Raw genomic sequence first — 15,727 nt, forward strand, 5'->3', positions numbered from 1 at the left:
TCGCAGGGATAGCGCAATATATCGAAGTCTATGTTCGAATTTTTTGAATAAGGCACTCAAAGCGCCAATGTGATACTCTATAGCAATCATTAAAAAGAGATTTTACCCGGCAGTGCACTGCCCGTTAACGCTATGACAGAACAACAAAAATTAACCTTCCCGATGCTCCTGCAACAGCTTGATTCACTGATGCTGCGTGATAAACAGCGGTTTGCCCGCCGTCTGCACGGGGTGAAGAAGGTTAAAAATCCTGATGCACAACAGGCCATTTATCAGGAGATGGCCAAAGAGATTGAACAGGCGGCAGGGAAAGTCGTGCTGCGCGAAGCCGCACGTCCGGAGATTACCTACCCGGAAAACCTGCCGGTCAGTCAGAAAAAACAGGACATTCTTGACGCCGTGCGCGACCACCAGGTGGTGATTGTCGCAGGGGAAACCGGTTCAGGGAAAACCACTCAGCTGCCGAAAATTTGTATGGAGCTGGGGCGTGGGGTGAAAGGGCTGATTGGTCACACCCAGCCGCGTCGTCTGGCGGCGCGTACCGTGGCGAACCGTATTGCCGAAGAGCTGCAAACGCAGCCCGGCGGCTGCATTGGGTATAAGGTGCGATTCAGCGACCACGTTAGCGATAACACCATGGTCAAACTGATGACTGACGGTATTCTGCTGGCGGAAATCCAGCAGGATCGTCTGCTGATGCAGTACGACACGATCATTATCGATGAAGCGCACGAACGCAGCCTGAATATCGACTTCCTGCTCGGGTATCTGAAAGAATTGTTACCGCGTCGCCCGGACCTGAAAATTATCATCACTTCCGCCACCATCGATCCGGAGCGTTTCTCAAAGCATTTCAACAATGCGCCGATTATCGAGGTCTCTGGCCGAACGTATCCGGTGGAGGTGCGCTATCGCCCGATAGTGGAAGACGCGGACGATACCGAGCGCGACCAGCTGCAGGCCATCTTTGATGCCGTCGACGAGCTGGGAAATGAAAGCGCGGGTGACATTCTGATTTTCCTGAGCGGCGAACGGGAAATCCGCGATACCGCTGACGCCCTCAGCAAGCGCGATCTTCGCCATACCGAAATTCTGCCGCTGTATGCGCGCCTGTCAAACAGCGAACAAAACCGCGTGTTTCAGCCGCACAGCGGACGTCGTATTGTGCTCGCCACCAACGTGGCGGAAACCTCGCTTACCGTGCCGGGCATCAAATATGTAATTGACCCGGGTACGGCGCGTATCAGCCGCTACAGCTACCGCACCAAAGTGCAGCGCCTGCCAATTGAGCCGGTTTCTCAGGCTTCCGCTAATCAGCGTAAAGGCCGCTGTGGCCGTGTGTCGGAAGGGATCTGTATTCGCCTCTATTCCGAGGACGATTTCCTGTCGCGACCGGAGTTTACTGACCCGGAAATTCTGCGCACCAACCTGGCGTCGGTCATCCTGCAGATGACTGCGCTAGGGCTTGGCGACATCGCCGCGTTCCCGTTTGTCGAAGCGCCGGACAAGCGCAATATTCAGGACGGCGTGCGCCTGCTGGAAGAGCTGGGTGCCATCACCACCGACGAGCAGGCTAGCGCCTACAAACTGACGCCGCTGGGCCGTCAGCTCAGCCAGCTGCCGGTTGACCCGCGGCTGGCGCGCATGGTGCTGGAAGCACAGAAACACGGCTGTGTGCGTGAAGCAATGATCATTACCTCCGCGCTCTCGATTCAGGATCCGCGCGAGCGTCCGATGGACAAGCAGCAGGCGTCTGATGAAAAACACCGTCGGTTCCACGATAAAGAGTCCGACTTCCTCGCCTTTGTGAACCTGTGGAACTACCTCGGCGAGCAGCAGAAAGCGCTGTCGTCGAACCAGTTCCGCCGCCAGTGCCGCGTCGATTTCCTCAATTATCTGCGCGTGCGCGAGTGGCAGGATATCTACACGCAGCTGCGTCAGGTGGTGAAAGAGCTGGGCATTCCGGTTAACAGTGAACCGGCGGAGTACCGCGAAATTCACATTGCGTTGCTGACCGGTCTGCTCTCCCATATCGGGATGAAGGATGCCGACAAGCAGGAGTATACCGGGGCGCGTAACGCCCGTTTCTCCATCTTCCCGGGGTCCGGTTTATTCAAGAAACCGCCTAAATGGACCATGGTGGCCGAACTGATGGAAACCAGCCGCCTGTGGGGCCGCATTGCGGCGCGCATTGATCCTGAATGGGTTGAACCTGTTGCCCAGCATCTGCTGAAACGCTCATACAGTGAACCGCACTGGGAGCGCGCGCAGGGCGCGGTGATGGCGACCGAAAAAGTGACCGTTTACGGTCTGCCGGTGGTTGGCGCGCGCAAGGTTAACTACAGCCAGATAGATCCCGCGTTGTGTCGCGAGTTGTTTATTCGTCACGCGCTGGTGGAGGGCGACTGGCAGACGCGTCATGCGTTCTTCCGTGAAAACCTCAAACTGCGTGCCGAAGTGGAAGAGCTTGAGCATAAATCCCGTCGCCGCGACATTCTGGTCGACGACGAGGCGCTGTTTGAGTTTTACGACCAGCGTATTAGCCACGATGTGATTTCTGCCCGCCACTTCGACAGCTGGTGGAAGAAGGCCAGCAAAGAGACCCCGGACCTGCTCAACTTTGAAAAGAGCATGTTGATCAAAGAGGGGGCGGAGTCGGTCAGCAAACTCGATTACCCGAACTTCTGGCATCAGGGCTCTCTCAAGCTGCGTCTGACCTATCAGTTTGAGCCGGGCGCGGATGCGGATGGCGTCACCGTACACATTCCGCTGCCGCTGTTAAACCAGGTCGAAGAGAGCGGATTCGAGTGGCAAATTCCAGGGCTGCGTCGCGAGCTGGTGATTGCGCTGATCAAATCGCTGCCAAAACCGGTGCGTCGTAACTTTGTGCCTGCGCCAAACTATGCCGAAGCGTTTTTAGGCCGCGTAACGCCGCTGGAGTTGCCGCTGCTGGATTCGCTGGAGCGTGAGCTCAGGCGCATGACGGGCGTAACCGTCGACCGCGACGACTGGCACTGGGATCAGGTGCCCGATCACCTGAAAATCAGCTTCCGCGTGGTGGACGACAAAAACAAAAAGCTGCAGGAAGGCCGATCGCTGACCGAACTGAAAGAGGCGCTGAAAGGTAAAGTCCAGGAGACGCTTTCTGCGGTGGCTGATGACGGTATCGAGCAGAGCGGATTGCACATCTGGAGCTTTGGCGCGCTTCCGGAAAGCTATGAGCAAAAACGCGGCAACTACAGGGTGAAGGCCTGGCCTGCACTGGTGGATGAGCGTGACAGCGTGGCCATCAAACTCTTTGATAATCCACAGGAACAACAGCAGATGATGTGGCGTGGTCTGCGTCGTTTGCTGCTGCTTAATATTCCGTCACCGATTAAATATCTGCACGAGAAGTTACCGAACAAAGCCAAGCTTGGCCTCTACTTTAACCCGTACGGTAAAGTGCTGGATCTGATTGACGACTGCATCTCCTGTGGTGTGGACAAGCTTATCCACGAGGCGGGCGGTCCGGTCTGGTCAGAAGCGGAGTTTGCGGTACTGCATGAGAAAGTCAGGGCAGAACTGAACGACACCGTGGTCGACATTGCGAAACAGGTCGAGCAGATCCTCACCACCGTGTTCAATATCAACAAACGCCTGAAAGGGCGCGTGGATATGACCATGGCGCTGGGGCTGTCGGACGTGAAAGCGCAGATGGCCGGGTTAGTGTACCGTGGATTCGTTACCGGCAACGGCTTCAAACGCCTTGGCGATACGTTGCGTTATCTGCAGGCGATCGAAAAACGTCTGGAGAAAATGGCTATCGATCCGCATCGTGACCGCGCGCAGATGCTGAAAGTGGAAAGCGTGCAGAAGGCATGGCAGCAGTGGCTCAACAAATTGCCGCCAGCGCGCCGTGACGATGAAGACGTGAAGGCGATCCGCTGGATGATCGAAGAGCTGCGCGTCAGCTTCTTTGCCCAGCAGCTCGGTACGCCGTATCCCATTTCGGATAAACGTATTTTGCAGGCAATGGAGCAGATTTCGGCGTAACGTCGGGTGTTCGCCCTCTCTCTGTGAGAGAGGGCATCTGCGTTTAGCGATTCACCACGGCCAGGGTAAAGCCATCCCATCCTTTACTGCCCACCGTTTGTAGCGCGGTCGCCGTCAGGCGCGGGTTATCCCCGATCATCTCAATAAATCGTCTGACGCCCTGTACGCGGGCATCGTCACTTTGCGCGTTAATCACTTCGCCGTCACGAACCACATTATCCCCGACGATCAGCGTTCCCGGGCGTGAGTAGAACAGTGCCCACTCCAGATACCCCGGATTGTTTGGCTTATCGGCATCGATAAAGATCAGGTCGAACGGTGGAACATCACCGACGTGTTCAAGAGAGCGCAGCGCAGGGCCTTCAATGAGCTCAATCCGATCGCTGAGCCCCGCCAGCTGGATATTCTGACGTGCAACGCGGGCATGGATGGGGTCCGCTTCGAGGGTGATCAACTTCCCGTCAGGTGGCAGTGCACGTGCCATCCAGATAGTGCTGTAGGCGCCCAGCGTGCCGATTTCAAGGATCCGCCGTGCCTGCGTCATGCGGACAAAAAGCGCCAGCAACTGCCCTTGATTTGGCGCGACATCGTGTTCGGGTAAACCGGCACGCTGGTTGTTTTCCAGCACCCGCTGGAGGATATCATCCTCGGGAATGAGTGAAGAGATCATGTAATTATCAACTGCAGACCACTGTTGTTGCATAGATTGACTCCTGAGTGGCAAACACCGGGTTGCGCTGCGCTCCGGTTTTCGCCCCCTCCATGCCGGAGAGGGCCTGTGGGGTATCAGGTCACGCGTTGCTCCAGCCTCCGCCCAGTGCTCTGTACAAATCAACCTGCGCCAGCAGCAGGTTATTTTTGACCTGCACGACGCTGGTTTGTACCGAGAACAGCGTGCGCTGGGCATCCAGCACATCCAGGTACGACGAATAGCCGTTGCGATAGCGGTTTTGCGCTATGCGCAGCGTCTCTTGCGCCACATCTTGTTGGGCAAGCAGCTCCGTCAGTTGTTCCTGATAGCGCGTGATGGCATCAAGACTGTTATTGACCTCGGCAAAGGCGTTACGGACGGTTTTTTCATAACTGTAAAGCGCCTGGTTGCGCTGGGACTGCGAAATATCCACCTGTGCGTTCAGCGCCTGGCGGTTGAGCAGCGGAGCAAGAATGCTGCCGCCGACGCTCCAGAGCTGCAGCGGGTTGTCGAGTAAGCCGGAAAGCGTGCGATCCTGTATCGATCCGGTTGCGGTCAGGTTGATCGACGGCAGCAGGCTGGCGCGTGAGGCAGCCAGCGAGGCATCAGCCGCAACCAGTTGCTTTTCAGCCTGCACAATATCCGGACGGCGATTAAGCAGCGAGGAGGGCAGTTGCGAGGGCAATGTCAGGGGCGTCAGGGCCGCAAAGCTTTCACTGCGCGCGACCTCGCCCGGGTTGTTCCCCAGCAGCAGGCTCAGGGCGTTCTCCTGCTGTGCAATCTGATGCTGCAGCAGGGGAACCTGCGCCCGCGTGGAGCGCAGTTCGGAGTCGGACTGCATCAGCTCCAGGCGTGAACTGTAGCCCGTTTCAAACTGGCGTTTAGCGAGAGTGAATGCCTCTTCCCGGGACTTCAGCGTGGAGCGGGTGACGCGAAGCTGTTCATCGAGGGACAGCAGGGTGATATAGCCGGAGGCAACCGAGGACGCCACGGTAAGATCTGCTGCCGCCGCCGCGGCTTTCTGCGCGTCCAGCGAGGCTTCAGCCGCATTCGCGGTGCTGCGGTTTACGCCCCAGATATCGACATCATAGCTGGCGGTGAGGCTGCCTTTATACAGGCTGCTGTAGATCGGCAGACCGGTGGCCGCAGATTGTGTCCGCGCGCGGGTGCCCGTGACGCCAGCATCCAGCGACGGAAACAGGCTGCCGTCGGCCGCGTAGACCCGCGCCTGATACTCGTTAATCCGTTCGCGGGCAATCAGCACGTCGCTGTTGTTCTTAAGCGCCAGGTCCACATAGCGGTTCAGATTATTGTCGTGGAAATTACGCCACCAGAGCTGTTCTGCAGGGGTTGCCGGGCCTGCTGTTGCTCGCCATTGCGTGGGGATGTGCAGCGACGGCTGCGCCGGTTTCACGTCGACCGACTGGCAACCGGCCAGCACGGTCATCATCATCAGAACGGCTATCGGGCGAAGGGTCATTGCTTCGCCTCCCGCGTATCAATGGTCACCTGCACCGACATGCCCGGACGCAGAAGCTGATAGGCTTCCTGGTCACCCAATACTTCAATTCGCACCGGAATACGCTGGGCAATTTTGACAAAGTTACCCGTGGCGTTATCCGGCGTGATGGCGCTGAACTCAACGCCGGTTGCCGGAGAGATGCTCTCCACGCGGCCCTGATAGGCCTTATCATTTAACGCATCGACGGTGAATTTCACCGGCTGACCCACCCGAAGCTCCGCCAGCTGCGTCTCTTTAATATTGGCGATCACCCAGTGCTGAGGCGGCACGAGGGTGGTGAGGTGGGTTCCGGCGGTAACGTAAGCGCCCAGACGAACGGCGATCTGACCAAGCTGGCCGTCGCGTGGCGCCACAATGCGCGTGTTTTGCAGGTCAATTTGCGCCAGCTCCAGCGCCGCTTTGGCGTTTTCTACATCCGCCTCCAGCGCGCCGCGATTGACGATCACCGTTTGCAGATCCTGGCGCGACATTTCCAGCGTGGCTTTCGCCTGGTCAATGTCGGCGCTGCCCTGGGCTGCGCTTGCCAGCGCGGCGTCGCGCTCACGGATAGACAGTGAACCATCCGCCGTCAGGTCCTTTACGCGTTTCAAATCCGCCTGGGATTTCAGACTCTGGGCGCGGGCATTTTTCAGAGCCGCTTCGTTTTTGGCGATCACCGCTTCGGCGCTTTTGCGCTGTTGCAGGTTGTTGTTCAGGGCGGCAATCTTCATCGCCAGCTGTGCCTCGGCCTGATGCACCCGCTGGCGGTAGATACGGTCATCAATCTGCAGCAGCAGCTCGCCCTTTTTAACCCGGTCGAAATCCTGCACCTTCACCTCAGTGATATAGCCGTTAACCTGCGGGCTGATAAAGGTCGTCTGTCCGCGCACGTAGGCATTATCAGTAAACTGCGAGTGGCGGGTGAACGGGGGTAGCTGCCAGGCGTAGAGGATCACCAGTACGCCGACAATACCGATTGCCGCCGCGGTGAAAACCGAAACGATACGGACATTTTTACGGGTGTTGGCCTGCTCTTTAGCGGCATCCTGCTGACTCATAACATCTCCAGAGAAATCATCTTCATATTCATTACTTGTTGCCTGTTGCCTTCTTCAGGGCCATACGGGCAGTCAGGCGCAGGCGCAGCAAGCGCCATAAAATCCAGACCAGGGTGGCGGCGGCAATGCTCGCCGTCAGTAAATAAGTATCGTTATAAGCCAGAATATTTGCCTCAAGCGTTGAAACCGTTTGCAGCTGGGTGATGGCCTGGGTGCCCAGCAGCGAGCTGTCGCCAATCAGGCTCCGGTACAGCCCGGTGTAAGCCTGAATACGGTCATTCACCAGCGGGTTCAGGGTTGTGAGCTGATCGGCCAGCATGCTGGAGTGGTATTTCTCGCGCCAGGTCTGGAAGGTCCCCAGGATGGCAGAGCCGAGCAGGCCGCCGAGGTTCTGGCTCATGCCAAACATCACCGAGAAGCTCACCAGGTTACGTGGATCGGCGATTACCCCGCCAATGGCGGCCAGCATGGCGGGCGCGAGGAAGAATGCGCTGCCGAAGCCCAGCAGGAACTGGCTGAGCATCAGCTGGTCCGGGCGGGTCAGGTTGTTCGACTGGCTGTCCAGCAGGGAGGCAACAATCATGAGCGCCAGCGAGGTAATGATCGGCCACGCCAGTTTTGTGGGCTTGATGGTCAAACAGCTGGTCACAATCCCGCAGACAATACCGGCAAAAATAGACCACGCCAGGTGGGTCATCTGCTCATTCTGCAGGCCGACATACTGCAGCCAGCCGATAACGCCGGTGTTTTGCTCCGCCAGCACGATGCGGATCAGCAGCATAATGAGCCCGAGACGCACGATGCTGCCGCTCGACAGCCAGCGGGTATTCAGCAACGGGTTAGAACGGTTATGTTCAAACACGATCGCAGACACGATTAATACCAGCGCTAATGCCAGCGACCAGCCGATCCACGGCGCTTCAAACCACCAGTAAAGACGGCCTAAGGAGAGCACCGCGCAGAGCAGCGCCATCCCCGGGGCCAGTAAAAAGAAGGTGATGAAGTCTTTTTTCTCGAAGACCTTGCGCCGGTCGCCAGGAGGCAGTTTCAACGCTATCACGCAGGCCAGTGAAATGAGCGCCAGCCCGAGCTCAAAGAAGTAAAGCCCGCGCCACTCGTCAAGCTGCAGTAGCTCGGTCGAAAAGAGGCGGGCGAGGGGGATGGCGAGCGATGACCCGGTAATCCCGATGGTCAGCGCCTTCAGACGGTGTTTCGCGGGCCAGGCCTGTATCTGGTAGTAAATACCGAGGGAGCTGAGCGCGGCGGCCACCATCCCGTGTGCGGCACGCACCATCAGCGCGGAGCTGAGATCGTTTACAAACAGGTGGAAAAAGGTGACCAGCACATACAGCACCAGAAAACCTTCCGTGAAGGCGCGCAAACCATACTGCTGGCGGAATTTCACCAGCAGCAGGTTGATGGAGATGTTGGTCATCACATACACCGCCGGGAGCCAGGCGATTTCTGTCGACCAGGCCCCGAAGGTTCCCTGCAGATTTTGCAGATTGGCGGTAACCACCGCATTACCCAGCGCCCCCGTCAGGCACACCAGCAGACCGACAACCCCGTAGGCAATCCGTTTTGGCGTGCTGTGTTCTGGCGTGGAGGGCGAACCCAACAGGGCGGGTTTCTCATGAGGCTGCCACTCGCGAGGAGCATAAGGGTCGCGTTCGGGCAGGCGCATAACGTCTTTTACCTTAGAAAAAATTGAATAATGAGTGGGCTAACGATTCTACGTTTGCCGCAAATGATAATTCAAGTGAATATGATTTTCGCAGGTTAATCAAATGTTGAAGAACAGGTTAAGGAAAAAGAGCGGCCCGGAAGGCCGTTGTTTTGTCGATCTGAAGTCGTTAATCTGAACCTGAGCAACTGAGGACATCACCATGGTTCAGACGCATTTTCCCCTTCTGCCGGAGTCAACCCTGGCGGCAATCAACACGGTCGGCCAGTGGCTGGCACAGGATGATTTGGGCGATACCCGCGACGTGGCGGCTGTTGACAGGGTTATTCTGGCCGGAAACGCGGTGATGCCGACCATCGACGCTGCCTGCCGTATTGCCGCTGAACACGACGTTCCGTTACTGATTAGCGGAGGGATTGGCCATTCGACCGCGTTTTTGTATGCGGCCATCGCTCAGCATCCGCGTTATCACACTGTCCCGGTAACGGGGCGAGCGGAAGCAAGCATTCTGGCCGATATTGCCCGCCAGTTCTGGCAGATCCCTGATGCGCACGTGTGGGTTGACGATCAATCAACCAACTGCGGAGAAAACGCGCGTTTTAGCTGGAACATGCTCAAACAGCATCAACAGACGTCCGGGCGCGTGCTGGTCGTGCAGGATCCGACCATGCAACGCCGCACGATGGCAACCTTTGCTCGCGTGTGCCGTGACGAGTCTGCTTCGCCGCAGTGGGTCAGCCACCCGGGCTATACACCGGTGCTGAAAAATGGCGAAAACGGGCTGGTGTTCAGCGGGGAGAGTGCTGGTCTCTGGCCGGTAGAGCGTTATCTCTCGCTCATTTTAGGCGAGCTTCCGCGACTCTGTGATGACATGAACGGCTATGGCCCGGCCGGGCGTGATTTTATTGCACACGTTGAATTCCCCGACGAGGTGACTGCAGCGTGGGCACGGTTAAAGCAGGATCCTGTGCTTACGGATGCCCTGAACCACCGGTCGCTTCTCTGAGCAGAGGCCGTTTGCGGTATTCCCCTCTCCGCGGAGAGGGGACAGGCATTACAGCGAGGCGAATTTGTCCAGCGTGCGCACCAGCTGGGTGACGAAACCGTATTCGTTGTCATACCAGGCGACGGTTTTCACCAGTTGCAGATCGCCAGCCTCTGATACCTCGGTCTGTGTGGCGTCAAAGACAGAACCAAAGTGAGAGCCAATCACATCAGACGAAACAATCTCTTCATCGGTATAACCAAAAGATTTATTCCCCTGTGTCGCTTTTTTCAGCGCGGCGTTGATCTCCTCAACGGTGACCTTTTTACCCAGAATCGAGACCAACTCGGTTACTGAACCGGTTTTCACCGGTACGCGCTGGGCGTGGCCTTTCAGCTTGCCGCTGAGGGCCGGAATCACCAGACCGATGGCTTTGGCCGCCCCGGTGGTGTGCGGAATGATATTCTCCGCCGCGGCGCGTGAGGCGCGAAGATCTTTCCCGCGCGGGCCATCCACCAGCGCCTGCGTGCCGGTATAGGCGTGAATGGTTGTCATGGTGCCCACTTTTATTTCAAACGCATCGTGCAGGGCTTTTGCCAGTGGGGCGAGGCAGTTGGTGGTACAGGAAGCAACGGAGATAATCGTATCACTGGCGTCAATAGTATCGTCATTCACGTTATACACGATGGTTTTCATCTCACCGGCAGGGGCAGAGATCAGCACTTTTTTGGCACCGGCCTCAAGGTGGGCCTGTGATTTTTCTGCCGACGTGTAGAAGCCGGTGCATTCCACGACGATATCGACGCCCGCGGCTTTCCACGGGATATGTTTTGCCTCTTTTTCGGCGTACACGGCGATAGTTTTTCCGTCAACAATCAGGGCGTCTTCGGTGAAATCTACGCTCCACGGGAAGCCACCGTAGTTGGAATCATGCCTGAGCAGATAAGCCAGTACTTTGGGAGAGGTGAGATCGTTGATGGCGACGACGGTGTTGCTGTCCTGGGTTTCAAGAAGGCGACGCAGGACAAGGCGTCCTATGCGTCCAAATCCGTTAATGCCAATTTTACTCATGGTGTACTCCTGTGAACGCGTCTTTGCGACAGTTTGAACTCATCCAGGCTTAGACCATCACGGACAGGGCGGCAATTGAAGAAGCTTCATGCGAGGGGAAGTATTTGAAAAACCATACAGAAAAATTAATGAATTTTTAAGGAAAGGGGATTATGTTGGCGCGATATCGGTTATTTATCAGGAAATCTCATGCGTACTAAATATACAAGCCTGCAAATTGCTATCCACTGGCTGGTGTTTTTGTTAATCATCGTCGCCTACTGCGCGATGGAATTCAAAGGCTTCTTCCCACGCACCGCCCGGCCGGTAATCAACATGATCCACGTTTCGTGCGGCATCTCTGTGCTGGTGTTGATGGTGACGCGTTTAGTGGTTCGCCTTAAATTCCGCGCACCGCCGATTGAACCAAAGCCAAAACCGATGGTGACCGGGCTGTCCCATCTTGGTCATCTGGTGGTGTATCTGCTGTTCATCGCGTTGCCGCTGATTGGTATTGTCATGATGTATAACCGCGGTACTGACTGGTTAGCCTTTGGTCTGGTGATGCCGCACGCGGCAGAATCGAATTTTGATCTGGTCGACGTTCTGAAAGAGTGGCACGAGACGCTGGCCAATGTGGGGTACGTTGTGATTGGTCTGCACGCGATGGCGGCGCTGATGCATCACTATTTCTGGAAAGACAACACCCTCCTGCGCATGATGCCAAAAAAACGCCAGTAATCCATAACCGCGAGCCCTGCAGCAGTCTGCAGGGCTTTTTTTTTGCGTTTTATTGCAGTTGAGCGCGTTCTTCCGGGGTTAACTCCAGCGCCTGAGTGGTGCCCGTCTCTGAGGATTTCACGGCCGCTTCCAGTACCGCCATCACCGCCAGCGCCTCGATCGGATGAACCGGATTGGTGATTTTTCCGAGTAGCGCATCACGCACGTTGATGTAGTACTGACGCTGATCGCCTTTCGGCGTGGTAACGGTCTGCGGCTCACCGTTTGCACCAAAGAACACCATGCTGTCACTGTCCTCGCCCCAGGCCTCACTGCCGGGGATCACGCCCGCCAGCAGCTGCGCTTCCTGTTGGTCGATTCGGGCTTTCACCACGCTGCCTTTATCGCCGTGAACGGTAAAACGTGCCGTTCCGCCAGCCACCAGCATGCTGCAGTGCAGAATCACTTTATGTTGCGGATAATCTAAGACCACGTGTGCCCAGTCGTTAATTTCCGCGCCGTCACGCAGCGTGGCGATATTGCCCTGTACCGACAGTGGCAGTCCAAAAAGCTGCAGCGTCTGGTCAATCAGGTGCGGCCCCAGATCAAACCACAGACCACTACCGGGCACGTTTTGCTCTCTCCAGCGCACGCGCACTTCCGGGCGGAAACGGTCAATGTGCGACTCAAGGTGTTTGACCTTGCCAAGGGTTCCTTGCTCAATAATCTGCTTAATGCCGAGGAAGTCGCTGTCCCAGCGGCGGTTATGGAAGACGGAGAGCAGCCGTTGCTTCTCTTGCGCCAGGGCAATCAGGTCGCGGGCTTCCTGCATGTCGAGCGTGAACGGTTTATCCACGACCACATGTTTGCCTGAATTCAGGGCAAGCGTTGCCAGCGGCGCGTGGGTGGCGTTAGGGGAGGCAATCACCACCAGATCGACATCGGGATGCTGAATTGCCTCTTCCGGGGTTGCCACCACCTGAACATCAGGAAGATCGCGTTTAACCTTCTCTTCATCACGAGACGAAACCACCGCCAGCTTAAGGCCGTCCACGGACTGGATCAGCGGGGCATGGAAGGTCTTGCCTACAAATCCATACCCGATCAGCGCAATGTTGATTGTCTTCTCTTTACTCATGACCTTCTCCACGTTATTTCGCGCAAACCGTAATGTGCATTGCGCCAGGGTCCCCAAGCTCAGGCCAGGGACGATCTAAAAAGAGGTGTTGGATGTTGGATAATCCGCTGACCAGATACGGTTCACAGCGGTTTAGTTTCAGATGGTCGGCGACAATCCAGCGCTCATGACTGGCCGCGAGCATCGCCCGTTTGACCTCGGCATCGGCCTCTTTTCCGGCGCTCAGACCGAGTTCAGCATGGATAGCACAGGCTCCCAGAATGGCGATATCCGCGCGGTAGCGTGACAGCAGGGAGAGGGTGGCGCTGCCGGCAAACAGTCGCTGCTTGTGATCCCATTTTCCGCCGAGCAGGATCAGTTCGATATCGTCACGGTCGCTGAAGTGCCACGCGATATCCAGCGAGGTGGTGATGATTGTCAGCGGTCCCTTCAGGAACGAGGCGACAGCCATTACCGTGCTCCCCGCATCCAGAAACAGCGTCGAACCTGGCGGAACAGCCTGCGCCACCTGTTGACCAAGACGTTGTTTGGTTTCCGGCAGCAGGGTATTGCGCCCCTGACGATTCATGGCCGACAGATTCAGGGCAATTGCCCCGCCGTGGTTCTTTTGCGCCAGCCCCTGTTTCTCGAGATCGGTCAGATCCCGGCGGATGGTGTCCGCTGAGACCTGCAGTTTGTCCGCCAGTTCCGTAATGCTGGCCTGCCCGTGCTCACTAATGATATCAAGCACATATTTTTGTCTGGCCGTTTTGTGCATGGGTAAATCCCGCAAAATGTCGCAATAAGTTGCATATTACAGCATTTTACCGCAGAGGGAAGGGTGTTGATCGACAGTAAGTATCAATGTCCGGTATTGTTCACATTGGTTATTATTAAAATGTTATTAATACGGTGTGAGTGATTCATTCCAAATGTTAACAGCAATGTTACTGTTGTGTTTTATTAAACATACTGGCGGATATAACCATTGTGATACCAATATGCAACCATTAATGCTTTAATGAAATTAATAAATAGCAATTAATTCTGTGTATTTTTATATTAATAGATATTAATGTTGTATATGGCATTATGGTTACTTAAATTGACATTTCTTTGAAAATCTTTGTGTCTGACGCATGCTGAAATTAACGCAAAAATGTGCATCCGGCGATTCTAAAATTTTACTTAAATAACAAAGACTTTATTTGTTTCATTTGAAAGCCCCTTTTTAAGGTTTTGTCCAGAAACCCCATCTTTTTTCTTATCTGTAACACCACATTAACATTGTGGGTGTAGTTGCCTATAGCGCATTTTGTTATGCTGCAAACCAGTTAAAGAAATAAGTAAATTCTTATTGTCATAAGAATATGGTCAGCTCTCATCTCCAATGGATATGGGGTTGGGGAGCGTTTGTCCAATATTTATTCGGACCCAGGTAAGATATTTGTCGAATTATTTATACCCCTTTAGGGGTAAATATTTAAGCGTCATTCAGAGTCAGGGAGATAAAAATGACTATCATGCGAAATAATATGTTGCTGAGATTTCCAGTCGCCCTGGCATTAATTTCGCTAGCCTTTAATACGGCCTCTGCGAATAGCCGCCAGGTGGGGATTGCTCCGATTGCCGCGACAACATTAAAAGAGAGTATTCTTTTTGCCATCGATCGCGATCCGTCGATTAGCCAGCAGGCCGCGCAACTGGGAATAGGTCAGGCACAAATAGATGAAGCACGCAGCGGCTGGATGCCACAAATATCGTTAAACGGTAGCACCGGCCATAGCCAGACCACCGATTCCAGCGGCTCGCTGCGCAATTCTGCGGCCTGGGGATTGAGTCTGACGCAGCTGGTATACGATTTTGGCAAGACCAACAACAGCATCGACCAGTCCACGGCGCAGCGCGATAGCTATCGTTACCAGTTGATGAGCACCTTGTCTGCGGTGGCGGAAAAAACGGCGCTCAGCTACGTAGAAGTCAAACGCTATTCCGACCTGTTACAGGCCGCCAAAGAGAACGTTCAGGCGCTCAAAAACGTTGAACAACTGGCCAAACTCCGCGCCGACGCAGGCGTCAGCTCAACCTCTGACGAGCTTCAGACACGCACGCGCATTGCCGGTATGCAGGCCACGGTCGAGCAGTATAACGCGGCGTTAAACAGCGCCCGCGCACGGCTTGCGGTGTTGACTGGCATGGAGGCCGAGCGCTATTCACCTGTACCGGCGAAGCTTGCCGTTGAGCAAGACTCGCTTAATCGCATTGATTACTCGGCCATTCCCACGGTCATGGCCGCACAGAATATGGAGCGTTCAGCTCAGTATGGCGTGGCAACGGCAAAGTCTCAGCACTGGCCGACGTTAAGCCTGAAAGGAGGCCGCACCCGCTACGAGTCCGACAACCGTTCTTACTGGGATGACCAGATTCAGCTCAATATTGACGCACCGCTATACCAGGGGGGTGCCGTTTCAGCCCGCGTTCGCCAGGCCGAAGGGGCAAGGGCCATGGCATCATCTCAGGTTGACCAGGCGCGGTTCGATGTCCTGCAAAAAGCCTCTGTTGCGCAGGCTGACTGGACCGGCGCGCAGGGGAGAATGCAGGCGGGGAAGCTGCAGCTGGAAAGCGCGTTACGCGCCCGGGATGTTTACAGAAATGAATATACCCTGAGCAAGCGGAGCATTAACGATTTGCTCAGCGTTGAACAGGATGTCTGGCAAGCCACCTCAGCCAAAATAATGGCTGAATATGATGGCTGGAGTTCGGCGATTAATTACGCATCTGCCGTTGATAATTTGATGCCGCTGATCGGCATAGAGAAAAACGCTGCCGCAAAATTACCTGATTTGAGTTAAAAAACACGCGTCTTTTTTGTGCGAAATAAGTAAG

The 15,727-nt window shown here is 55.5% G+C and carries 11 protein-coding genes; 4 read left to right on the plus strand and 7 right to left on the minus strand.

Annotated elements, in window-relative coordinates; all coding sequences use genetic code 11:
* Positions 1-132 precede the first annotated feature (132 nt).
* Positions 133-4,035: an ATP-dependent RNA helicase HrpA gene (hrpA, locus tag BJP35_RS15685; protein WP_086463406.1), complete on the plus strand. Its 3,903-nt coding sequence runs from the start codon at positions 133-135 to the stop codon at positions 4,033-4,035.
* A gap of 43 nt (positions 4,036-4,078) precedes the next feature.
* On the opposite strand, the gene BJP35_RS15690 is transcribed toward hrpA, so the two are convergent.
* From BJP35_RS15690 to BJP35_RS15705, 4 genes are all read right to left on the minus strand, one after another.
* Positions 4,079-4,738, minus strand: coding sequence for an O-methyltransferase (locus tag BJP35_RS15690; protein ID WP_086463407.1), 660 nt, complete (start codon positions 4,736-4,738; stop codon positions 4,079-4,081).
* A gap of 88 nt (positions 4,739-4,826) precedes the next feature.
* On the minus strand, positions 4,827-6,206 hold the full coding sequence (locus BJP35_RS15695) for an efflux transporter outer membrane subunit (protein WP_086463408.1): 1,380 nt from the start codon (positions 6,204-6,206) through the stop codon (positions 4,827-4,829).
* Positions 6,203-7,285 carry an HlyD family secretion protein gene (locus BJP35_RS15700; RefSeq protein ID WP_014169974.1) on the minus strand — a complete coding sequence of 361 codons (1,083 nt, stop codon included), beginning with the start codon at positions 7,283-7,285 and terminating at the stop codon, positions 6,203-6,205. Before BJP35_RS15700 ends, BJP35_RS15695 begins: the two co-directional genes overlap by 4 nt.
* A gap of 31 nt (positions 7,286-7,316) precedes the next feature.
* Complete coding sequence (locus tag BJP35_RS15705) at positions 7,317-8,969, minus strand: MFS transporter (protein ID WP_014169975.1); 1,653 nt, start codon at positions 8,967-8,969, stop codon at positions 7,317-7,319.
* A 202-nt stretch (positions 8,970-9,171) separates the two neighbouring features.
* Here BJP35_RS15705 and BJP35_RS15710 point away from each other — a divergent pair, with 202 nt between their 5' ends.
* Positions 9,172-9,975 carry a YdcF family protein gene (locus tag BJP35_RS15710; protein ID WP_086463409.1) on the plus strand — a complete coding sequence of 268 codons (804 nt, stop codon included), beginning with the start codon at positions 9,172-9,174 and terminating at the stop codon, positions 9,973-9,975.
* 48 nt (positions 9,976-10,023) lie between these two features.
* Here BJP35_RS15710 and gap read toward each other — a convergent pair whose 3' ends face one another.
* On the minus strand, positions 10,024-11,025 hold the full coding sequence (gene gap / locus BJP35_RS15715) for a type I glyceraldehyde-3-phosphate dehydrogenase (protein WP_020884211.1): 1,002 nt from the start codon (positions 11,023-11,025) through the stop codon (positions 10,024-10,026).
* A gap of 189 nt (positions 11,026-11,214) precedes the next feature.
* Here gap and cybB point away from each other — a divergent pair, with 189 nt between their 5' ends.
* Entirely contained in the window at positions 11,215-11,745 is a 531-nt protein-coding gene (gene cybB, locus BJP35_RS15720; RefSeq protein WP_025204247.1) for a cytochrome b561, read from the plus strand.
* A 49-nt stretch (positions 11,746-11,794) separates the two neighbouring features.
* Here the strand turns inward: cybB and BJP35_RS15725 are convergent, their stop codons facing one another.
* Complete coding sequence (locus tag BJP35_RS15725) at positions 11,795-12,862, minus strand: oxidoreductase (RefSeq protein ID WP_086463410.1); 1,068 nt, start codon at positions 12,860-12,862, stop codon at positions 11,795-11,797.
* A gap of 13 nt (positions 12,863-12,875) precedes the next feature.
* Complete coding sequence (locus tag BJP35_RS15730; protein ID WP_032681059.1) at positions 12,876-13,619, minus strand: DeoR/GlpR family DNA-binding transcription regulator; 744 nt, start codon at positions 13,617-13,619, stop codon at positions 12,876-12,878.
* A gap of 736 nt (positions 13,620-14,355) precedes the next feature.
* Here BJP35_RS15730 and BJP35_RS15735 point away from each other — a divergent pair.
* Positions 14,356-15,693: a TolC family outer membrane protein gene (locus BJP35_RS15735; protein WP_063215356.1), complete on the plus strand. Its 1,338-nt coding sequence runs from the start codon at positions 14,356-14,358 to the stop codon at positions 15,691-15,693.
* Positions 15,694-15,727 lie beyond the last annotated feature (34 nt).

Source organism: Enterobacter sp. J49 (genome assembly GCF_002148625.1).
Classification (GTDB): domain Bacteria; phylum Pseudomonadota; class Gammaproteobacteria; order Enterobacterales; family Enterobacteriaceae; genus Enterobacter; species Enterobacter ludwigii.

Bases quoted from the DNA above. Each gene is read 5' to 3' on its own strand.
- hrpA (WP_086463406.1), top strand. From the start codon at position 133: ATGACAGAACAACAAAAATTAACCTTCCCGATGCTCCTGCAACAGCTT.
- BJP35_RS15690 (WP_086463407.1), bottom strand. From the start codon at position 4,738: ATGCAACAACAGTGGTCTGCAGTTGATAATTACATGATCTCTTCACTC.
- BJP35_RS15695 (WP_086463408.1), bottom strand. From the start codon at position 6,206: ATGACCCTTCGCCCGATAGCCGTTCTGATGATGATGACCGTGCTGGCC.
- BJP35_RS15700 (WP_014169974.1), bottom strand. From the start codon at position 7,285: ATGAGTCAGCAGGATGCCGCTAAAGAGCAGGCCAACACCCGTAAAAAT.
- BJP35_RS15705 (WP_014169975.1), bottom strand. From the start codon at position 8,969: ATGCGCCTGCCCGAACGCGACCCTTATGCTCCTCGCGAGTGGCAGCCT.
- BJP35_RS15710 (WP_086463409.1), top strand. From the start codon at position 9,172: ATGGTTCAGACGCATTTTCCCCTTCTGCCGGAGTCAACCCTGGCGGCA.
- gap (WP_020884211.1), bottom strand. From the start codon at position 11,025: ATGAGTAAAATTGGCATTAACGGATTTGGACGCATAGGACGCCTTGTC.
- cybB (WP_025204247.1), top strand. From the start codon at position 11,215: ATGCGTACTAAATATACAAGCCTGCAAATTGCTATCCACTGGCTGGTG.
- BJP35_RS15725 (WP_086463410.1), bottom strand. From the start codon at position 12,862: ATGAGTAAAGAGAAGACAATCAACATTGCGCTGATCGGGTATGGATTT.
- BJP35_RS15730 (WP_032681059.1), bottom strand. From the start codon at position 13,619: ATGCACAAAACGGCCAGACAAAAATATGTGCTTGATATCATTAGTGAG.
- BJP35_RS15735 (WP_063215356.1), top strand. From the start codon at position 14,356: ATGACTATCATGCGAAATAATATGTTGCTGAGATTTCCAGTCGCCCTG.